The 18,780-nt window shown below is 56.9% G+C and carries 17 protein-coding genes; 8 read left to right on the top strand and 9 right to left on the bottom strand.

From position 1 onward, the window contains the following. Window positions 1-8 precede the first annotated feature (8 nt). Genes C444_RS11900 through C444_RS11890 form a run of 3 tightly spaced genes read right to left on the bottom strand, consistent with a single transcriptional unit; the run spans window position 9 to window position 3,194 of the window. A complete protein-coding gene (locus C444_RS11900) occupies window positions 9-1,112 on the bottom strand; it encodes a sulfatase-like hydrolase/transferase (protein ID WP_004593107.1) in 1,104 nt (367 codons plus the stop codon). Between the two features lie 55 nt (window positions 1,113-1,167). Beyond that, window positions 1,168-2,133 (bottom strand): lysylphosphatidylglycerol synthase transmembrane domain-containing protein, encoded by a 966-nt coding sequence (locus C444_RS11895; RefSeq protein WP_004593106.1) that lies wholly within the window; start codon window positions 2,131-2,133, stop codon window positions 1,168-1,170. Window positions 2,134-2,159: 26 nt separating this feature from the next. Beyond that, on the bottom strand, window positions 2,160-3,194 hold the full coding sequence (locus C444_RS11890) for a glycosyltransferase family 2 protein (RefSeq protein ID WP_004593105.1): 1,035 nt from the start codon (window positions 3,192-3,194) through the stop codon (window positions 2,160-2,162). A 239-nt stretch (window positions 3,195-3,433) separates the two neighbouring features. On the opposite strand from C444_RS11890, the gene C444_RS11885 reads away from it, so the two are divergent. Then, on the top strand, window positions 3,434-5,134 hold the full coding sequence (locus C444_RS11885; protein WP_049909456.1) for a glycosyltransferase family 39 protein: 1,701 nt from the start codon (window positions 3,434-3,436) through the stop codon (window positions 5,132-5,134). A 93-nt stretch (window positions 5,135-5,227) separates the two neighbouring features. Further along, entirely contained in the window at window positions 5,228-6,223 is a 996-nt protein-coding gene (locus tag C444_RS22975) for a glycosyltransferase family 4 protein (protein WP_167320812.1), read from the top strand. Between the two features lie 133 nt (window positions 6,224-6,356). On the opposite strand, the gene C444_RS11875 is transcribed toward C444_RS22975, so the two are convergent. Further along, the gene (locus C444_RS11875; protein ID WP_004593102.1) at window positions 6,357-7,757 is read right to left on the bottom strand and encodes a flippase; all 1,401 of its coding nucleotides are present in this window, start codon (window positions 7,755-7,757) and stop codon (window positions 6,357-6,359) included. A gap of 184 nt (window positions 7,758-7,941) precedes the next feature. On the opposite strand from C444_RS11875, the gene C444_RS11870 reads away from it, so the two are divergent. The 3 genes from C444_RS11870 to C444_RS11860 all read left to right on the top strand — a co-directional run bounded on the left by C444_RS11870 (window position 7,942) and on the right by C444_RS11860 (window position 11,206). Then, the gene (locus tag C444_RS11870) at window positions 7,942-8,889 is read left to right on the top strand and encodes an alkaline phosphatase family protein (RefSeq protein WP_004593101.1); all 948 of its coding nucleotides are present in this window, start codon (window positions 7,942-7,944) and stop codon (window positions 8,887-8,889) included. Window positions 8,890-8,978: 89 nt separating this feature from the next. Then, complete coding sequence (locus C444_RS11865; protein ID WP_049909455.1) at window positions 8,979-10,160, top strand: glycosyltransferase family 4 protein; 1,182 nt, start codon at window positions 8,979-8,981, stop codon at window positions 10,158-10,160. 68 nt (window positions 10,161-10,228) lie between these two features. After that, the gene (locus C444_RS11860) at window positions 10,229-11,206 is read left to right on the top strand and encodes an alkaline phosphatase family protein (protein WP_004593099.1); all 978 of its coding nucleotides are present in this window, start codon (window positions 10,229-10,231) and stop codon (window positions 11,204-11,206) included. A 79-nt stretch (window positions 11,207-11,285) separates the two neighbouring features. Here the strand turns inward: C444_RS11860 and C444_RS11855 are convergent, their stop codons facing one another. Continuing rightward, window positions 11,286-12,128 (bottom strand): TrmB family transcriptional regulator, encoded by an 843-nt coding sequence (locus tag C444_RS11855; protein WP_004593097.1) that lies wholly within the window; start codon window positions 12,126-12,128, stop codon window positions 11,286-11,288. Between the two features lie 330 nt (window positions 12,129-12,458). On the opposite strand from C444_RS11855, the gene aglJ reads away from it, so the two are divergent. Further along, on the top strand, window positions 12,459-13,505 hold the full coding sequence (gene aglJ / locus C444_RS11850) for an S-layer glycoprotein N-glycosyltransferase AglJ (protein WP_049909453.1): 1,047 nt from the start codon (window positions 12,459-12,461) through the stop codon (window positions 13,503-13,505). 1 nt (window position 13,506) lies between these two features. Here the strand turns inward: aglJ and C444_RS11845 are convergent, their stop codons facing one another. Further along, window positions 13,507-13,833: a DUF5789 family protein gene (locus tag C444_RS11845; protein ID WP_004593094.1), complete on the bottom strand. Its 327-nt coding sequence runs from the start codon at window positions 13,831-13,833 to the stop codon at window positions 13,507-13,509. A 46-nt stretch (window positions 13,834-13,879) separates the two neighbouring features. Next, window positions 13,880-14,230, bottom strand: a complete 351-nt coding sequence (locus tag C444_RS11840; RefSeq protein ID WP_004593093.1) for a winged helix-turn-helix transcriptional regulator — start codon at window positions 14,228-14,230, stop codon at window positions 13,880-13,882. Between the two features lie 136 nt (window positions 14,231-14,366). On the opposite strand from C444_RS11840, the gene C444_RS11835 reads away from it, so the two are divergent. After that, on the top strand, window positions 14,367-14,786 hold the full coding sequence (locus C444_RS11835; RefSeq protein WP_004593092.1) for a DoxX family protein: 420 nt from the start codon (window positions 14,367-14,369) through the stop codon (window positions 14,784-14,786). A 105-nt stretch (window positions 14,787-14,891) separates the two neighbouring features. Continuing rightward, window positions 14,892-16,547, top strand: a complete 1,656-nt coding sequence (locus C444_RS11830) for a rhomboid family intramembrane serine protease (RefSeq protein WP_004593091.1) — start codon at window positions 14,892-14,894, stop codon at window positions 16,545-16,547. Here the strand turns inward: C444_RS11830 and C444_RS11825 are convergent. Both C444_RS11825 and C444_RS11820 read right to left on the bottom strand, forming a co-directional pair. Then, a complete protein-coding gene (locus tag C444_RS11825) occupies window positions 16,544-17,170 on the bottom strand; it encodes an METTL5 family protein (RefSeq protein WP_004593090.1) in 627 nt (208 codons plus the stop codon). The genes C444_RS11830 and C444_RS11825 overlap by 4 nt on opposite strands. 50 nt (window positions 17,171-17,220) lie before the next feature. Beyond that, window positions 17,221-18,780 carry a sensor histidine kinase gene (locus C444_RS11820; protein ID WP_004593089.1) on the bottom strand — a complete coding sequence of 520 codons (1,560 nt, stop codon included), beginning with the start codon at window positions 18,778-18,780 and terminating at the stop codon, window positions 17,221-17,223.

Raw genomic sequence — 18,780 nt, 5'->3', positions numbered from 1 at the left:
CTCGAATTTCACTCAACGTATCCAAGGTCCTGAAGGCGCTCCTGAACCTCCTCTGCCTGTTTGTTCTTTTCAACATGGATATCAGCACCTGATTCCGTCATAGATACGCGTCCATCGGTGCTGGTAACAGTGTAATCGTCGGTTGCGAGTCGGAGCGAAGCCGTGTTGTGCCATGGCGCAATTGTTAGCGTATACGACCTGGATTCTGATCGAATATCGATACCGTTCCACTCCTCTGGCGGATCTGTCCCCGCCTCACTTGCGATCATCGGTCCGATATCGAGGAGGCTACACCGATCTCCCGTGAGCGAAATATCATTGCTTACAATCGGAACAGTAACCAGCTTATCGGCTGTTCGTCTGCGCTGTGGTTGGTGATAGTAGTAACCCTCTTCCCCGAATTCATCGCCATGATCTGAGGTGAAAATGAAGGTCGGATCTCCATTGAGGCTCATCAAGAGGTCTTCGATAACGGTGTCGACTCTTGAGAGGGCGTCTTTATATGATGATATAATTTCTTCATGTTCCGAATCCTTGAGCGAGGATGGTGAGAACAGGGCTTTCCTATCGAGTGACCTCGAAATAGCGTTATCGCCACGGCCATATGGCCGATGGCTGCCCATTAAATGAACCCACATGAACCGTGGTCCCGTCGCTTCGTTGAACTGCTCGACTGCTTGTTCAACAACTGCTTTATCGGTCGGAAGGTCGGACATTTTCGCATGTGGCGGAAAGAACCGATGGTAGACTTTTCGTAGAAGGTCAAACTGTCCGAGAATCTCCCGTCGGTTGCTTCCACGATTACCTGCGTCAACGAAATTCTCGTACTTATCGAACCCCCGGTTGAAATTGAACACTTCGTCAAGCTGTGGGCTCGGAGCTAGACCAATTGTCGTGTACCCGGCGTTCGACATGACTTCAGGTATCGTTGGTCCGGTCACAGCCGACTTCATCGTTGCTTGGTACTGACTAGATAGGAGACCTGCTAAACTTGGCCTGGTGTAATGACCCACCGTCGTTCCGGATTGTGTCTGATATCCCGAGAGAAATTCCATCTCATCGATGTAATCATATCGAACCGAATCGGCTGTAATCAGTACGATATCGTTCATTCGTTTGGGATTAACAGTCGGGTATTATATCCCTTCTTGAATCAGCTTCCGAAGTTCAGGAGCGGAGAGTATGGACAGCATATACGGCGCCACCGATGATATTGTTTATTACTCGGAGAATGAGCTGCATTACGACCCCGAAAGTCAATGCAACGCCGTCTCCGACTCCAACCGAAGTGAAGAGATACAGATACGCACTCTCGCGTACCCCAAAACCTTGGATAGATATCGGCAAAAAGAGAAAGAGTTCAACTAGTGGAATGAAGACAAAAAAGTATACGAGTGGTATCTCAATTCCCAGCCCTAGGGCAACGACGTAGTTGCTGGCAATCAGTAAGATCCGGAACACGACTGAAAGCAAAAGCGCAACTATCACTGCTCGTTTGGCCTGACGATACTCGTACACTGCAGTGTACAGTTTTTCAGTTCGATTCCCGATGTCGAGCACTTGTACATCAAAAATCGTTGCTTCCAACACCGGCCGCAACAAGTCAGTAAATAACAATATCGGTATCGTAACTAACCCGACTGCACATCCGATGAGTACCAGATCTGCGATCCGAGTCGGAACTAGTTCGTAGCCAAATGCGACCGCAACAAGAACGATGCACAAGATCGAGTAGAGGCCAGCAATCCGCTCAATCACGACAGAAGAAACTGATGCGGAGCCATCGTTCGTATCCGCATAGAGGTAGTACATCCGTGCAGTATCTCCACCGATAATTGATGGAAGGAACGCATTGAAGAACTGACCGATGTAGTAGTAAACCCAAGCGGTGCGAAGGGTAAGTGTTATGTCTTTTACAGCGAGCAGAACTCGCCACTTCCAAGCGCTAAGACCAACACCAAGGACGCTAAGGCCAACAGCGATACCCAACGTGATAGGCTCAAGCGTTTGGAGATTTTCAATGAGTGTGTCGAACCCGACTCTACTGATTACATACCAGAGTAGTATTACACTGATAGAAACACGAAGCAAAGCCGAGAGGACGCTACGGATGTCTGTGTCACTTCTTGACATATTAATAAAGGAGTGTCAAATATGGGTTAATTGTTGTCCGTGCCACCGCCGATAACCACTTCGACACGATAAGGGTCTCTCTCAATGTAGTGTAATTTTGTAATCATTTCGGCCAGGAATCCGAACATAATCAAAATAAGGCCGAATAAAACGAGTGCAACCGTTAGTACAAGTCGGGGAAGATTTGGAAGCAGCGGGACACCCAGTACGTACTTCGAGAACACTGCGTGAATCCCGATTAGCATCCCAGTCCCAAACGAAACCAACCCGAACCCACCGAGGAAGTGTACCGGTCGGGTTGAGTACCGGTTCCAGAATACCTGAAACAGGAGGTCAACAAAGCCCCTTATAAGTCGCTTAGTTCCGTATTTTGAACTCCCCTCAGTTCGAGGGCGATGATTAACTGGAACTTCTGTAATTCTGTAGCCCCGATTGTACAATTTTGCCGGAATATACCGGTGCCCCTCCCCATACAGTTCTATTTCAGCAAGAGCATCTGACCGATATGCCTTCAGAGTACAGCCGAAATCGTGGATGTCTGGTCCGGTCCAGCGTGCCATCCGTGTCTGTATCGCGGATGGTATCGTCTTTGTCAGCGGGTCGTTCCGGTCTCGCCGCCAGCCACTGACGCAATCATAGCTATCGGATTCGCTGTCCCCATTTATCAACATATTGAGGAGGTCGGGAATGTCTTGTGGGTCGTTCTGTCGATCAGCATCGAGAGTTACGATAAATTCGCCAGTTGCTTGTTTGATACCAGCGTTCAAGGCTGCACTTTGTCCAAAGTTGCGGGACAGTAATAATCCGAGAACGTTCTCATTGTCTTCTGCCAAGTCACGGATAACGCCCCTAGTACCATCGGTACTACCATCATCAACGATAACGATATTATATGGCGAAAACGTCGGTTCGGCCTGGAATACTGACTGGATCTCTTCGATTAGCGGCTCGATATTATCCACCTCATTGTACGCTGGCAGTACAACGGAGGTCCGAATCTTGTCACGGTCTTCGCCCGCGAATTCACTTGCGTTATCCCGTACGTCCTCTGTCGTCGCCATTATCTAATGCCGTGACTGGAATTCTTCAAGCAGGTTTATTAACAGTTGTCATTCCCAATACTGCCCACGATAAATAAATCGTGGTTTCGGTAGTTGTTATCGATTGTATCCTGGGGCGTGGATGTTGGCCGCCAATACACAGTAATATCAATATAGAGAACAAGTAGCGGTACCTACGTGCGGAGGGTGCTCTCCCGAAATCGCACAGACTATTACAGTCAGTGGTCAATCACGAGGAAATGCCCTCTAGTCTGTGGAACAGAATACGCAAGTCGGTCCGACGCGAACCGTTTGTGCCGCTCGTTGCGCTTGCTGCGTTCCTGCTGATGTTCTTCGGTACCTGGCGACTACGGCCACATCTGACCTTCCCGGATGAAACCGGCGCTATCGAACTCGCTCTCAGGATGGGATACGAGCAGAATCCATTCATAGATAACTTCCGGAAGGGTGGAAACCTCCACCTCTACCTGCTTGCGCTCTCTTTTGTCCCGGTGACGCTGTACTGGCTTGTGACCGGACAGTTCGGCGATATTATGTCGGGCGCGTCTAGCGTCGGTAGCTCACCCAGTTGGGGCGTCTCTCCTGACCTCCTCACGGCGTTCTACGACGTGCTACTGGCCGGTCGGCTGGTATCTGTCCTGTTTGGTGTTGGCACTGTTGTGGTCCTCTACTACCTCGGCCAGGAACTGCTGGACCGGCGTGCCGGAATCTTCGCATCGGTGTTTCTCACGACTTCTGTCGGGTACGTCCTCACCGGTCATTACGCAACTGAGGACGTCCCGATGACGTTTTTCCTCATGCTCGGCTTCCTTCTGACGGTTCGTGCGTTTCATTCAGGTGATACCAGAACGCTGTTGGCTGCGGCGCTGGTCGCTGGCCTGGCAGCGTCGACGAAGGCGACCGCCGGACTCCTCGTCCTGCCCATCGCCATCGTCATCATTGAGCGCCACTGGGACGAGTCGGGAACCGTTGTTGCGTTCGTCAAGGCAGTCTGGCTGTACCCGACGCTAACGATACTTAGCTACGTCACTACGACGCCATCGATATTCGTCCATCCGGGTTCGTGGGCCGACGAGATATCTCGATACGTCTACCGAAGTACGAGCGATTCCGTCGCGTACAATTGGTCGGACCCTGGGTGGCTCATCCAGCTCGCACACCTCGCAGAAGGGCAGGGGATCGTGCTATTCCTGTTTTCTATACTGTCCGTACTGCTGGTCGTCGCCTTCCTCTTGCGAGGGACGCTCGACAGTGCGGTTTGGCTGTTGCTCGTCTATGCTATCCCGTACTTTATTGTCATCACACAAGGAAATATGACACAGTTCCCTCGGGTAATGCCGCTCTTCCCGATTCTCGCGGTCCTCGCTGGTATCGCTGGCTCGGAGCTGAGTCAGTTCTCTCATCCGGTTCGCTTGGTCGGTATCGGGCTTCTCACAATTGTGATTGTTTTTTCCGGCGTACACACGACTGTTGGTGTCTCCGATATCAACGAATCTCGCCAGGAGGCCACGGCGTGGACACACGCCAACCTAGATAGCTCTGATACTGTTGATGTGTACTCACAGCAAGTGTACCTCCCAGAGTTTCCCGAGGAGACAACTGTGAACCGATATGCAATCCACTCTACTTTTCCCCGAGAAAACTGGCAACCAGGGCTTGAACGATTGGACTGTAATGCGCCTGAGTACGTCGTTCTCTCGAGCTACCACTACTATCGGTTCTTCCAAGACCCGTCAGTATTCCCCGAGGTGACTGACCGCATGTCGGCGTTATTGGCCGAGGAAGACTACGAAATCGTCCGGACATTCGGTCCGCCGGTCGACACCGAACTCAGCGCCGAACGGAAGTTCAAGGACAGTGCTGGGTTTGCGTCGTTCCCCGAGGACGGAAACCCGACTATCGTTGTGCTGAAGCGGATAGACAATGGACCGACCTGTTGATGACAGCTGTGTTCGAAAAAAAAAACCTTCCCTGCCTGGCCCTCTCCGCCCACGAACGGTATACGAGAGCCACCGATTCGACCGTGATGACGAATGAGGTCAGAATCTGTGACTGACGAATCGCTCCCGAGCGTTTGTGTCGTCACTCATCCCCTTGCTGCTGCTGGCGAAAACGCCACGCGGAGCCTGCTCGATACCCTGTCGGCTGTGACGTCGGTCGCGCTCGTGACGGCTGACTTGCCGGCTGATTCCGAGATTCGCGACCGGCATGAACTCGTCGAATTAACGCAGAAAGGCGCGGGTGACTCCGTCGTCACCGCCGCCGTCAGATTCCTGCTGAACCAACTCCGGATGTGCCGCGTCATAGCCGACCGTGACGAAGACGTGATCCTGTTTTTCGGGGCAACGTCGTACCTGTTACCGATTATTGCGGCTCGGTTGCTCGGTAAAACGGTTCTCGTTGAACCCCGCGGCGACGTACCGCTAACGCTCCGGCTGAACTGGGAACAGCAGTTGCCCGATCAGGTGGCCGCGGGGCTCGCCGGCGCGGTCCGTGCACTCGAACGAGCCGGCTTCGCCGCTTCTCACGGCGTCATCACGTATACGCCGGAGATGGCTTGCCAACTGGACCTGCATCCGGAATCACCGAGCGTGTATCCGACGGGGGCGCGCTATGTCCGGACGGACGAGTTTCGCGTTCAGCGACCCTACGGTGATCGCGACCGCGTCGTTGGGTTCCTGGGGCGACTCGACGAGGAGAAGAACATCCGTGAACTCGCTGCTGTCGCCGCCGAGCTACCCGACGACGTGACCTTCCGATTCATCGGCGACGGTGACCTCCGGGCGTGGCTGGAGTCCGAACTCGCATCAGAAATCGAACGCGGCGCAGTCGAACTCACCGGCTGGGTGGATCACGACGACGTACCGGCCCAACTGAACGACCTCTCGCTGCTCGTGTTGCCCTCACAACCGACTGAAGGACTTCCGACAACGATTCTGGAAGCCTTGGCCTGTGGGACACCGGTACTGGCCTCGCCGGTTTCGGGCGTCCCCGACGTCGTTAGAGCTGTCTCTTATACACATCTCTGAGCGGGCTNAGATGTGTATAAGAGACAGGGACAGGATCAGTGAGAATGGCCGTTGTCTGATCGAAAATGAATACAGCTTCGAGGCGGCCTGCGAGCGGTACAGGTCGATACTCGTGGCATGTACCCGGTAGAAACTATATCATCTGTAACACGCGCTCTCTGATTTCGCGGTCCGTCGCCATACCGAGGCCATATGCCACGACGCCAAGTGCGATTAGCCCACCAAGTTTCACGAGCGTCGATGGCGGCAAGACGGTCGTCGCTGCATACACAATTGCGCCCATCGCCAGTGCTGTGACTGTCTGTCTACCGATGGCCCGCCAGTTTGCCGTCACAGTAATGAACCGCCGGAGATAGATGATTTGAATGACGAGTGCAATGCTGACTGTCGTTATTGTCGCCGCTGCTGCCCCAAACGATCCGAGTTCCGGAACCAGTAACAGGTTGAGCACAACGTTTGCAACGAGAGTCAACGCTGCCGTCCGGAACACGAGGTTCGGGTGACCGATCCCCGTGAGTGTCCGCTGGATCAGGATTCTCGGGGCTTGCAACAACTTCTCCGCCATTAGGAGGATGAGAATCAACCCACCCGTATCGAAATCATAGACGAGTTGCATGAATGGGTCGGCGAGTATCGCTACGCCGACCACGGCTGGAATGACGAGCAAGAGGCCGTAAGTGAAGCCTTCACTTAGGGCCGTTTCAATGCGGCCGTATTTATCGTTGGACGCCCACTCGCTAATCGACGGAAACACCGCTTGGCTTAAGGCTTGACTAGCCATTACTGCGACTACGCTGACCTTCCAAGAAGCTTCGTAAACCGCTACAGCGGTCTTTGACGCGAAGTACGCCAACACGAGCGTGTCTGCCCAGTTATACGCCAGCGAACTCACACTATTGAACGACGTGTACTTTGAGAACCTCCAAAGATCTCTGACAGTTTCCCACGTTGGGATAGATGGCGTACTTGATAACGCGAAGTAAAATATAACGAATTTCACGACAACACCAATTAGGACACCATATAGCAGAGCAAATATCTCTAATCCGGCTATGATTAGTACAACACTTGTTACTATACGAATGACTTCACCGAAGAGTTCAATAAGAGAACTAAGCGCCACTCGCCCTTCACCGCGAACGGCTGCTCCAGTAAGCCATCTCCCGGTACTGGATACAATAAAGACAATCAATAAGGGGACGACCGCTACATCGAGATATTCGTCTACATGGCTTTCAAGTATGAACAGTCCGAGAGACATGACTGCAATTGGAACGAGTGTTATGAGATATCCTGCAGTCAGGTACGACCCACGCTGTTGAGTCGTCGTTTCGCTAATGCGCTTTTCTATCCCTGTATCGACACCAAGCCGTGCTCCGGTCATCAATACACTTGTGACCGCATCAAAGGTGAAAAAGATTCCAAGAACGGTACTACCGAGGGTCTGAGCAAAATACGCCGTTCCAACAAAACCAATTAGACTCAGGACGATATTACTGGCATATATAATAACACTAGATCGGTCGATGTCCATCGATATCTGTGGATTTCTCCCATGTGATTATTATTCTGTTCTTGTTAAAACAGCAGGGTGGTCTAACGATGATAGATATTAATACTCGATCTCACTACCCCTATTGTACCGTATTTGCTTATTCGGGTATGGGAAGAGTGGCATTCCAAAACATTCATTCGACCACCAAATCAACACAGGACAGATGAGTTTCTCTGATTGGTTTTTTGATACAGTGGACCGCCTACAATCAGATCCCTCTCTAAAGAATCTCGAGATAGCACTCAGAAAGTTATGGGCCGGCTTGCTTGGGAGATTTGTCCCAGAGCAACAGGAGGAGCAGGTGGTTTGGGATGAAGACTGGGATGTACTAGTCATCTTAGATGGTTGCAGAGCTGATGCCATGGAAGAAATCACACAGGAGGCTTCTTATCACCCCCTCTTTTCTGATAGTAAACTCGAGACACGCTGGTCAGTCGGCGGTACCAGCGCTGAATGGATAGAAAAAACGTTTACTGAAGAATATTCGGCAGAGATCGAAAAAACAGCATATATCACAGGTAATCCATACACAGACCAGATACAATACGATGAGTTTTCAGAATTCACTCATTTCGGGATTGCCAGCACGGAGTATGATATTCGGACGGTTTCGCCTCGGAAACTGACTGATTACGCGATTAATACTTGGAGAAAACGCGACGAGAAGGGCGTTGAGAGAATGATTATCCATTATATGCAACCGCATGCACCCTTTCGGTCGCGACCAGAATGGTTTCGCGAATTCAAAGGCACAAAGAAGTTTGGTAGTAAAGTCTGGTGGCGCCTCTGTGATGGAACCGTTTCGCACGATGACTTCTGGACTGCGTATATCGACAACCTAGAGTGGATACTGGAAGAAGTTAGCATCCTCTCGACGTCTATTGATGGCTCCATCGCTCTAACCGCTGACCACGGCAATGCAAAAGGTGAATGGGGGGTATATGGCCACCCGAAAGGTGTGCCGGTCAGCGCTGTAAGAGAGGTTCCGTGGATGATATTAGACGGGACAGATACTGAGGAATATACTCCGCAATTCAATATCTCTGACAGAAGCGAAGATGATCAAACGCCTGCCCGTGAATCGCAACTTGAGGCCTTAGGTTATAAATGAAGGTCATATCTGAATATACTCTATAGCTATCTGGCCGATAGAGAGACGACAAGAATAACTGTTAATTCCCCCATCTCCCACCATCAGTTATGCCGCGAGTTCTCATCGGACCGACCAAAACAAACATTCACAATAATGAGTACGGTAAGAGTTACAATCTCCTGAATAACCTGTACGACGATAATTTTACCGTCGACATATACACGAGAACAGTTTCTGATACTCTTAGCCCGGAAAACGTTACTGTGTATTCGCTGGGCGGCTCTAACAGGATCTCGTTCTATAGTAAGCTATATTATAGACTTTTTACGGAACTTCGGGAGGGATCTGCTGATATATATCATCACATGAATCTTAGCTACAGGTGGTTCAATCCGATCCTCGTATCAGGGCTTCATGACGATGTTCCTGTCGTCGTTGGACCGTGCCAAACGGGACATGCTATCATGGCTGAGGAATTCAATCGGATGCTTTCTTTCTGGGTGGGGCGAAACCTTCCGAGGCCACTTACCGATCCCCTTCACACAATTGTTGATTCGACTCGCGATGTAATCCTTGATCCACCTCGGATGGATTTGTTCAAGCGGACGCTTGCCGCCGCAGACCGAATTGTAGTTGTCGATCAAGAAGCCTACGAGATGTATGCTGACCTCGTTGATGAATCGAAGCTCCGGACGATACCGCTGGGCGTTGATCCGGATGTCTTCGAGTACAGTGAACCAGACGACTCACGTGAACTCGTGGCCATCGGTAGCCTTCGGGAACGGAAAGGCTACGATATCCTGTTCGAAGCACTCGACCGAATTCAGGAGGAATATCCCGAAGTCCACCTCCACGTCTTTGGTGACGGGCCACTAGAAGACGAATTAGTCGCCCAGGTCAAGCGTCTCAACCTAGACGAAAACGTCACGTTCCACGGGTATGTTGACCAGTCTATCGTTCGAGAACACTTGTCTCGGGCACGTGCCTTCATCCACCCCTCCCGGTCAGAGGGGTTCTCACTGGTCCGTCTGGAAGCGATGTCGAGTGGATGTCCAGTGGTTGTTACTAATGTCTCTGGAGCAAACGAGATGGTTCGGGATGGGAAGGAAGGGTTCGTCGTTCCGATAGAGTCACCGGAGCCAATCGCTGACGCAGTCACAACATTGCTCTCCGATTACGAACTCACGAAACAGATATCAAGGCAGGCGCGAACCCGTGTCGAAGAGAAGTACGACTGGCGGAAGATCGCGGAAGAGTACCTCGACCTGTACCGTTCGCTGTCCACATAACGCTGTGCCGCTGTCTACCACCTGCATCGAAAGGTCTTAAGCCGTCGGCTGAGACGTTCGGGGTAGATATGGTCCTCGTAGTGCTGGGTATCGATGCACTCGACCCGGAACTGGTAGATTCGACAGCACATCCGAACTTGACGCTCGCTAATCACCGCGCTATCGAGACGATCAGGAGTGTCGAGGGCGGACCCAGCACCCACGAACTCTGGCCAACGATCATTACCGGGCTCACGCCGCCGGAGCACGGCATCACGCTCGACGACGGCGTCGCCTGGGAGAACCCCCTTCTCCGGTTCGGAAGCGCTGCCGCTGACTATCTCCTCCCGTCCGGGCTGCAGACGCGTCTCGGCGCGTGGCTCCTGAACAACACCGAACAGGACGCGTTCCGGATTCCGGCGACCTACTACAAGGAGAACGATCTGACGACGGTGTTCGACGGTCGGGAGGCGGCGCCAATCGGCATCCCCAACTATGTGATCGACCCGGACACAGAGGACCGCGAACACAGCCTCCGGCGGAACCTCGGTGACCTCTTCGAGCGCGACCTCGAAGCGAAGGGCGGTCATTCGTCGGCGGACCCGGCGCTGTTCTACGAGCAGTGCCTCGAAATGTCGATGGTTCGCCTTGCCCGCGCACGACGGGCGCTCAGAGGCGGACGACACGAACTGGTGTTTGCATACACGAGCGGACTCGACCTCATCGGCCACGTCGCGTACGAACAGCCCTCGCTGCAGGACCGCGCCTACGAGGAACTCGACGAGTTCGTCGGGGAGGTTCGTGATGACCTCGGCGACAACGACGAGCTACTGCTGGTCAGCGACCACGGCCTGCAGGACGGCGTCCACACCGACGAGGCGATGGTCGCGGGGACCGACCCCGACATGGTCGACGCGATCGAGAGCGTCGTCGATGTCCGTGCGGCTATCGAAGCCGAACTCGACGGGACCGATCACACGTCGACGCCGCAGGTGACGGCGTCGGATGACAGCGGTCGGTCGGGGGCTGAAGTCAAAGAGCACCTCGAAGACCTCGGGTACATGTAGCCATGTCGGACGAGCCAAACGTCCTGCTGGTCATCCTCGACAGCGTTCGGGCACAGAACCTCAGCGCCTACGGCCACAGTTAGCCCAACGTAGAGATACTCTCGTACTCCCAGATCAGATCGAAGTACCGCTTCATCCCAGCGACGAACGAGCCGTTGTCCGTAATCGCGGCTTGACGCATATGGTTTGGAACGTCCGGCTCCTCGACCAGCAGGATCGCTTCGCCGCTGTCGTAGTCCATGCTCGGGTCGACGAGCGTGCCGCGCCAGGGGAGCTTCTCCGTGCTGAACCGCAGGTCGACGGCAGGGTGCTCCGCCGTCAGCCGGTCGACGATATCGGCCTGCACAGCAGCTTTCTCCGCCGGGAGTTCGTCGGGATGCAGGAAGAGGACGCTGACTTCGACTCCGCGGTCGAGTGTCTCGGCCAGTGCGCCCTCGACGCTGTCGAGATAGGCGAAGCTGTTGGTGATCACCCGAAGCGTCTCGTCGGCGTCGTCGTACAGCCGTCTGGTCTCGCGTTCGCTCGGTTCGCCCACGTCGACGACGTGGAACAGTTCGGCCGTCGGCGAGATGTTCTCGCTGGCGCGCTCGAACCGCGGTTCGTACTCGGCGAGGAACGCGTCGCGGTGGGCGTCGACGTCTGCCGCGAACGACTCGTACGACTGCTTGCGATTCTCGACGGCCCGGTCGAGGATCTCCTCGGGTGATTTGGGCTGGTACTCCTTCGGACGACCGGGGATCACCTTGATGAAGCCGCGGTCGGAGAGTGACTCCAACACGCCGTAGACGCGGGCTTTCGGGATGCCGCTGGCCTCCGCGAGATTCGGGGCCGTCGTTCGCCCGAGCGAGAGCAACTGTTCCAGCGCCGTCGCCTCGTATTCGGTCAGCCCGACTAGGTCGAACACGTCCGCGGGGTCGCTCATACACGCCCATGAGCGGCAGGGGATGTAAAACGCGTCGCCCGCCGCCGGAATCTATTAGTGGGTGGCGGCAGGTAGTTACTCGCAGAGTGAGTAACATGACTGCGACATCCCGGACCGAGGAAGACGATCACCTGGCAGACATCGAAGACGGCTGTGGCTGTGCGGAGGTCTGGGAGCACATGAGCGAGCAGCGCGACGACTGACGGGCTGCTGGTGGCCGTTCCCGGCTTTCGACACTTCTTCGCCGACGGCTGGCGGGAGCTAGGTGCAAAAATCACGCGAGGGGCCAGACCCGCATTTATTTGCCTTCGCGTGGATGACGTTGAGTCGATGGCCGACCGAGACGACGTCTGTATACTGTTGCCGACATTCAACGAGGCCGAGACTATCGAATCGGTCGTGTCCGGGTTCCGCGAGCAGGGCTTTGACAACGTCCTCGTCATCGACGGCGGGTCGACCGACGGGACACGGGACCGCGCCGAATTGGCCGGCGCACGGGTCGTCGAGCAGTCCGGCTCGGGGAAGGGACAGGCCGTCAGAGAGGCGGTGACGCGCCACATCGAGCAGCCGTACGTCCTGATGGCCGACGGCGACGCGACCTATCGGCCCGACGAGGCGGACAGGCTACTCGAACCGCTGTTGTCGGGCCAGGCCGCCCACGTCATCGGGAACCGATTTGCGGACATGCAGCCCGGCGCGATGACGAAACTGAACCAGATCGGTAACCGCATCATCAACAGGGCCTTCGAGACGATTCACGGACGCGACCTCACGGACATCCTCTCCGGGTATCGTGCGTTCACGCGGCAGTCCTTCCAGCGGAGTTCCCTGAACGCGACGGGCTTCGGCATCGAGACGGAGCTGGCCGTCGAGTGCGTCAAGCACAACATCTCGACGGCGGTGGTGCCGATCACCTATCAGCCCCGACCGGACGAGTCCGACACGAACCTCCGCCCGTTCCGGGACGGTACGACGATTATCCTGACGCTGTACCAGATGGCAAAGACCAACAATCCACTGTTTTACTTCGGGAGCGTTGGCCTCGGGAGCACTGTGGTCGGGTTCCTGCTTGGCGCGTACGTGGCCTACGACTGGTTCGTCAACGGGATCGCACACGAGGTGATCGCAGTCCTGGGTTCCTTCGCCATTCTGCTGGGGATTCAACTCCTCATGTTCGGCGTTCTCTCAGATATGCTCGTAGCGGTGAACCGCGAGCAGACGCGCCGGCTGGAGGATATTGCCGTCCAGCTCACGCAGGAGAACCGGACGCAGCCGGCGGACGTGTTCGACGACAAGCAGGTTGTCGATGCGGAGGGCACCGAAGATAGCGACACGGAGACAGAGCCGGCGATGTCACCACACCAGCCCGACGAGTAATTTAGAACGGGACCAGCGCGCGAAGTTGGGAGAGAATACTGTTTTTCGTGGCTTCCCGTTTCCGTTCGAATATCGGATGGAGATCGTTGAGTAGCTCTTGCTCGTTGTCGAACTCCGTGGCGTTCGTCTCGTCGAGTGCCTCGGCGACGGTCATCGAGTGCCCCGACGCGTCGAACGGGACCGCGATGTGCCCGGCGGCGTCCCGGACCTCCCTCGTGGTCGCGGGGTACTCGATGTCCACGTCCGAGAGGCGGGCGTCGAGGGCCGCGATACCGAACTCGATGACGTCTGGCTCGTCGCTGTTATCGGCTGGTGGCCGTACTCCCATTGGTAAAGCGATGGGGCCGGGGGATAGAAAAGTCTGTGTTGTCGGTTCAGCTCTCGCAGGCGGCCAACCACTCCTCGGCCCACTCCTCGATCTCGTCGAACACCGGACAGAGCGATTCGCCCTTGGGCGTGAGCTGATAGTAGGTGGCGACGGGGGCGTCCTCTTCGAGCCGCCGGTCGACGAACCCCATCTCTTGGAGGTCATCGAGGACACGTGAGAGGGTGCGCGAACTGGCGTCGGTGGCGCGTTTGAGTTCGTTGAACCGCTGTTCGCCGTTCTGGAGTTCGTGGAGGACGACCAGCCGCCAGCGTGATCCGATCTGTTCCAGCGATTCGATGACGGCACACGGCCCGCTCTCTTCTTCCTCGTCCGCGGCGGTGAATACTTCAGATGACATCGGTGCTACCTGGTATCTCCATTGTCCGGGAACGTACAAATAGGTTCGCATACGAACCAAGTAACGTAATGAAACCACCAATCGCGGTTCGACAGATTCGCAGCGAAACCAGCCGGATTTCGGAGGTGAGCGCCTGATGGCGTTCGAGTCCGCCGGCGCGGGCGAACTGTTCCTGCTGGGCCGGCTCCTGTTCGGTGGCGTCCTCGCCTTCATGGGCCTGAACCACTTCCAGAACGCCGGGCAGATGACTCCGTACGCGGAAGCCAAGGGGCTCCCAGCGCCCGCGGCGTCGGTTTACGGGAGCGGCGGACTACTCCTCGCCAGCGGTGTCCTCGTAATCTTCGGTGCGTACCCCGTCATCGCGGCCGGGGCGCTGACGACGTTCCTCGTCGCGTCCGCCGTCATGATGCACAACTTCTGGGTGGTGCCGGACGAGCAGGTACAGGACGAGATGACGCAGTTCCTCAAGAATATCGCCCTCGCTGGCGGCGCGCTGGTGCTGCTAGCGGTGGCCGGCACGTCGTGGCCGTACAGCGTCGGCATGTCCCTGTTCTGAGGCGGCGACCCTGTCTAGTCCAGTCGCCTGACTGTGGCCCAATCACTGTTCGGGAGTGACACCTGCCGCCATCCATAAGCCGTCCCGTACCTGAACTGTGCGTGAATGATGCAGTCGCTGCCGATGCCGGCCATGCCCGCATGGCTCCCGTGGCAGGAAACGGTCGTCCTCGTCGTGGTGCTTGCCGTCCTCCTTACCGTCCGCCGCTTCGCGGATGTGCGGCTTGGCGACGGCTTACGGCAACGACTACTCCTCGGGGTCCCGTGGGGAACGCTGCTGACGATTACGGGTGTCGCGGCGGTGTACCTGTTCCTGCAGGGCGCGTGGTGGCACCCACGGGACCCGCTTGTTACCCCGTTCCGGACGTGGTCGTACTTCTACCCGTTCGGGATGCTTACGGGGGCGTTCACCCACGGCAGCCAGGGCCACATCACGGGGAACCTCATGGGCACACTGGTGTATGGGACGGTCGCGGAGTACGTCTGGGGACACTACCCTCGCAAGCGGGGCGTCCAGACCTTCACGTCGATTCGGACGAACCCGTTTGCCCGGATTCTGGCCGTTCCCGTCGCCATGTTCGTTGTGGGCGTGTTCTCCGCGGTGTTCGCTATCGGGCCGATTGTGGGCTTTTCCGGCGTGGTGTTCGCCATCGCCGGGTTCGCGCTCGTGACGCGGCCGACGCTGTTTCTCGGTGCGTTTCTCGGGAATCGCGTGCTCGACCTCCTGTACTCGGCGCTCCGCTATCCGGTGTCGACGGCCTCGGGTCAGACCCGCTTTGTGACGCCGTGGTGGTCCAATATTGCCATTCAGGGACACGCTATTGGCATTCTGGCAGGTGTCGTCGTAGCACTCGTGCTCCTGTGGAGTCGTGACGAGCGCCCCGACACGCTGCGGGTGTTCTTTGCGGCGCTCGTGTTCGCCGCCGCCCAGGGGCTCTGGGCGGTGTACATCCCGCTGGGCGGTGGTCGGTTCCGGCTGTTCCGCTGGGTTGGGGCGGCGCTGGTGTTCGTCCTCGCGCTCGTCGTCGCCGCGGCGACCGTCGGGTCCGACCGCGAGTTCCGTCCAGGGTTCGACCGCCGACCGGCGTCACTCGCAGTGGTGGTCCTGCTCGTCGTCCTCGGTGCGCTGAGTCTCGCTGCCGTCCCGACGAACGTCGTCGACCTGCAGGCGGACCAGCTCCCCGAAGATGGTATCGAGGTCAGAGACTACGTGGTGACCTACGACGAGAACGTCCCGAATGCGTACTTCGAGAGTATCTGGGTTCCGACGCAGCAAGCGGGGGCGAGTGTCAACGCCAGCGGCGTCATCGTCGCCAGCGCAGAGCGTGAGGTCTGGATCGCTGCTGTCCAGCCGGGCCGGCTCGCCATCAACGGCGAGGCGCGGGTGACCGTCGGCGGCCCGACCTGGCGCGAGTCGGTATACGCGAGTCGGACGGACTGGTCGGTGCTCGGCAACGACAGCGTCTACCGGGTCCAGCTCAGGCGCGAGGTCGGCCAGCCCCGCACGGCGTACACCTCAGAGCCGTCGAGGGCGGACGTGATACTGGACGGACGGAACGTGACAGTGGCGGCCCGGCAGAACGGGTTCGACGTAGTCGTAACGCAGGGGAACGAAACGGTCGGGCAGGCACCGCTCCCGGCGAACATGACGCGGACACGGGTCGGCGGGCTGACTTTCGAGCGGAACCGCTCGCGGCTGTACGCACGGACCGACGGCACTCGCGTCAAGATCGCGGAGCGTCGCCAGCAAGCGGCGCGCTAGCTCCAGTCGATGCGGTACACTTCCGCAGTAATCGCCTGTCGGTCCGACTCGTGGAAGTCGAACTGTCGCGGCAGGTCGAACTCCGTTTCGAAGGCGTGGGTCACCTCGCCGCCGTTGTCGTCAGTGAAGGACTCGACGAACGATTGGCTCCCCTCGTTGTGAATCGAGTAGGAGACGCCCGCGATGGACGCGGCAGTTTCGAGAAACCGTCGGTCGGCGTGTTCGTTGTCCGACTGCGCACCAAAGGGCGGGTTCATCACGACGGTGGTTTCTTCGGCAGGCGGACACAGCGGGGCTGTGGTAGCATCTGCTCGAACCCACGACACTGGTGTCGTCGACCCGACCTTCCGCTCGTTTTCGCGCGCCGTCGACAGCGGTGCGGGGTCGATATCGAGCCCGACCACCCGCGCCGGCGACCGTAGCGCTGCACCCAGCGCCAGCATCCCGGTGCCACAGCCCAGATCGATGACTGTCTGGCCCTGAATGTCGCCCTGGAGGTCCGCAGTATGGACCAGGTGCGCTGCCAGGTCCGGCGGTGTCCGGTACTGTTCGAGGCTGGCCCGTGGGTTGTCGAACCCGGCGACGACGGCGAGTTGCTGGGCGAGCGCACTCTTTGTCGGCATTACTTGAGATACGTCCGATTCATTCAAAAACGTTTGGAAATGCCCAGTAGTTATTCCGGTGGGAGTGCGACGACGAATTCGCTGCCGCCGAGGTCGCTTTCTTCCACCCAGATGTCGCCGCCGTAGCTGTCGACCATCACCGAGACGAAGTAGAGTCCGAACCCAGTCCCCGTCGACTCGGTTCCACGCTCCCCTTTCTCGAATATCGCCTCGCGCTCTTCGGGCGGTATCCCGGGGCCGTCGTCCGCGATGTGAAGGTGGACCATCGAGCCGACGCGTTCCGTCGTCACCTCGATTGTGGTGCCCGGACCACTGTGCTCGACAGCGTTCGTCAAGATGTTCCCGATAACATCATCGAGGAGGTTGTCAGCCACAACCTCGATCCCGTCAGGGATGTCTGTTTTGAGCGTGCAGTCCTCGTCCATCGAGGCCGCTTTTTTCGTAGCCCCTTCGACGACCGGCCCCAGTGTGATCGTCTCTGCCTCGGTCAGCCCGTCGTCAGACATCGTGCTCAGCACGCTCCGGACCTTCTGTGTGAGGTCGACGATATCCCGACTCCAGTCTAAAATCGTCTCGGCGTAGGTCGCCTGCGTGCCGTCGAGTGTGTCTGCGAGCGTCTCTGCACGCGCTTCGATGACAGTCATCCCGTTGAGGATGTCGTGTCTGAGAATGCTATTGAAAAACTCCATCTGCTCCTCGTGGCGCTTGAGATCGGTAATATCTGTTCCCTCGACGATTATTTTCTCCACGGTCCCGTCGACCGCGACCGGTCGGGCCACGACAGAGGTCGAGATCCGCTGGCCGTCTGCGCCGACATGCTCGGCCTCGAACCTGACCATCTCACCTCCTATCGCCCGCTCGACAGCATCTTGGCAACGGCACGCCACTGTCTCATTGTGGTTCCACCAGGGCGTTTCCCAGAACGGTTCCCCGAATATGGTTTCGTCTTCAACATCGATGAATCCGAGCGCTGTTTCGTTCGCCCTGACGAGGTTCCCGTCGGCGTCGAGGATACCGATGAACGTCTCCGGTGAGTTGAACGTCGCTTCCAACAGCCGCTGGCTCTGCTCGCGTGTGTCGACAGCTAGCTCGCGTTCGATCTCCGCCTCGACCCACTGGGTGAGATGCTCGAACAACGTCTGTTGCCAGTCCGAGAACTCCGAAATCGTCTCGTCGTCGTTGACGAAACACAGCGTTCCGTATTCTGAGCCGTCAGCCCGAAGCGTCGTGCCGACGTACGCCTCCAGACCGGACTTTATGTAGGCAGGGTCAGTCGCCATCGACTCGCTCGCGTTGGTGACGATGTGAATCCCGGATTCGTCGAGGGTGTGCCTGCAGTACGTCTCGGAGAGTGGACGTTCGATGCCCGCCGAAATCGTCGAGGGTAGGCCGCTACTGGCGACGATTGTGTGTTCGTTGCCGGAGACGACTGCAATGTGCCCATTCGGAAACCCTAGATGCTCTCGACCGACATCCAGGACTGGCTCGACGCGCTCCCGAAACGAGGTCCCGCTGGCCGCCATCGCTGCAGTGAGGTCCTGCATAGCTGCTAGATAGCGATCTCGATCCTCCGAGTCGCTACCCTCGGTACCGTCCAGCGGATCATCCAT

Origin of the sequence: Haloarcula japonica DSM 6131 (assembly GCF_000336635.1) — an archaeon.
Lineage (GTDB): Archaea > Halobacteriota > Halobacteria > Halobacteriales > Haloarculaceae > Haloarcula > Haloarcula japonica.
This window is presented reverse-complemented; position numbering and strand designations above follow the sequence as displayed.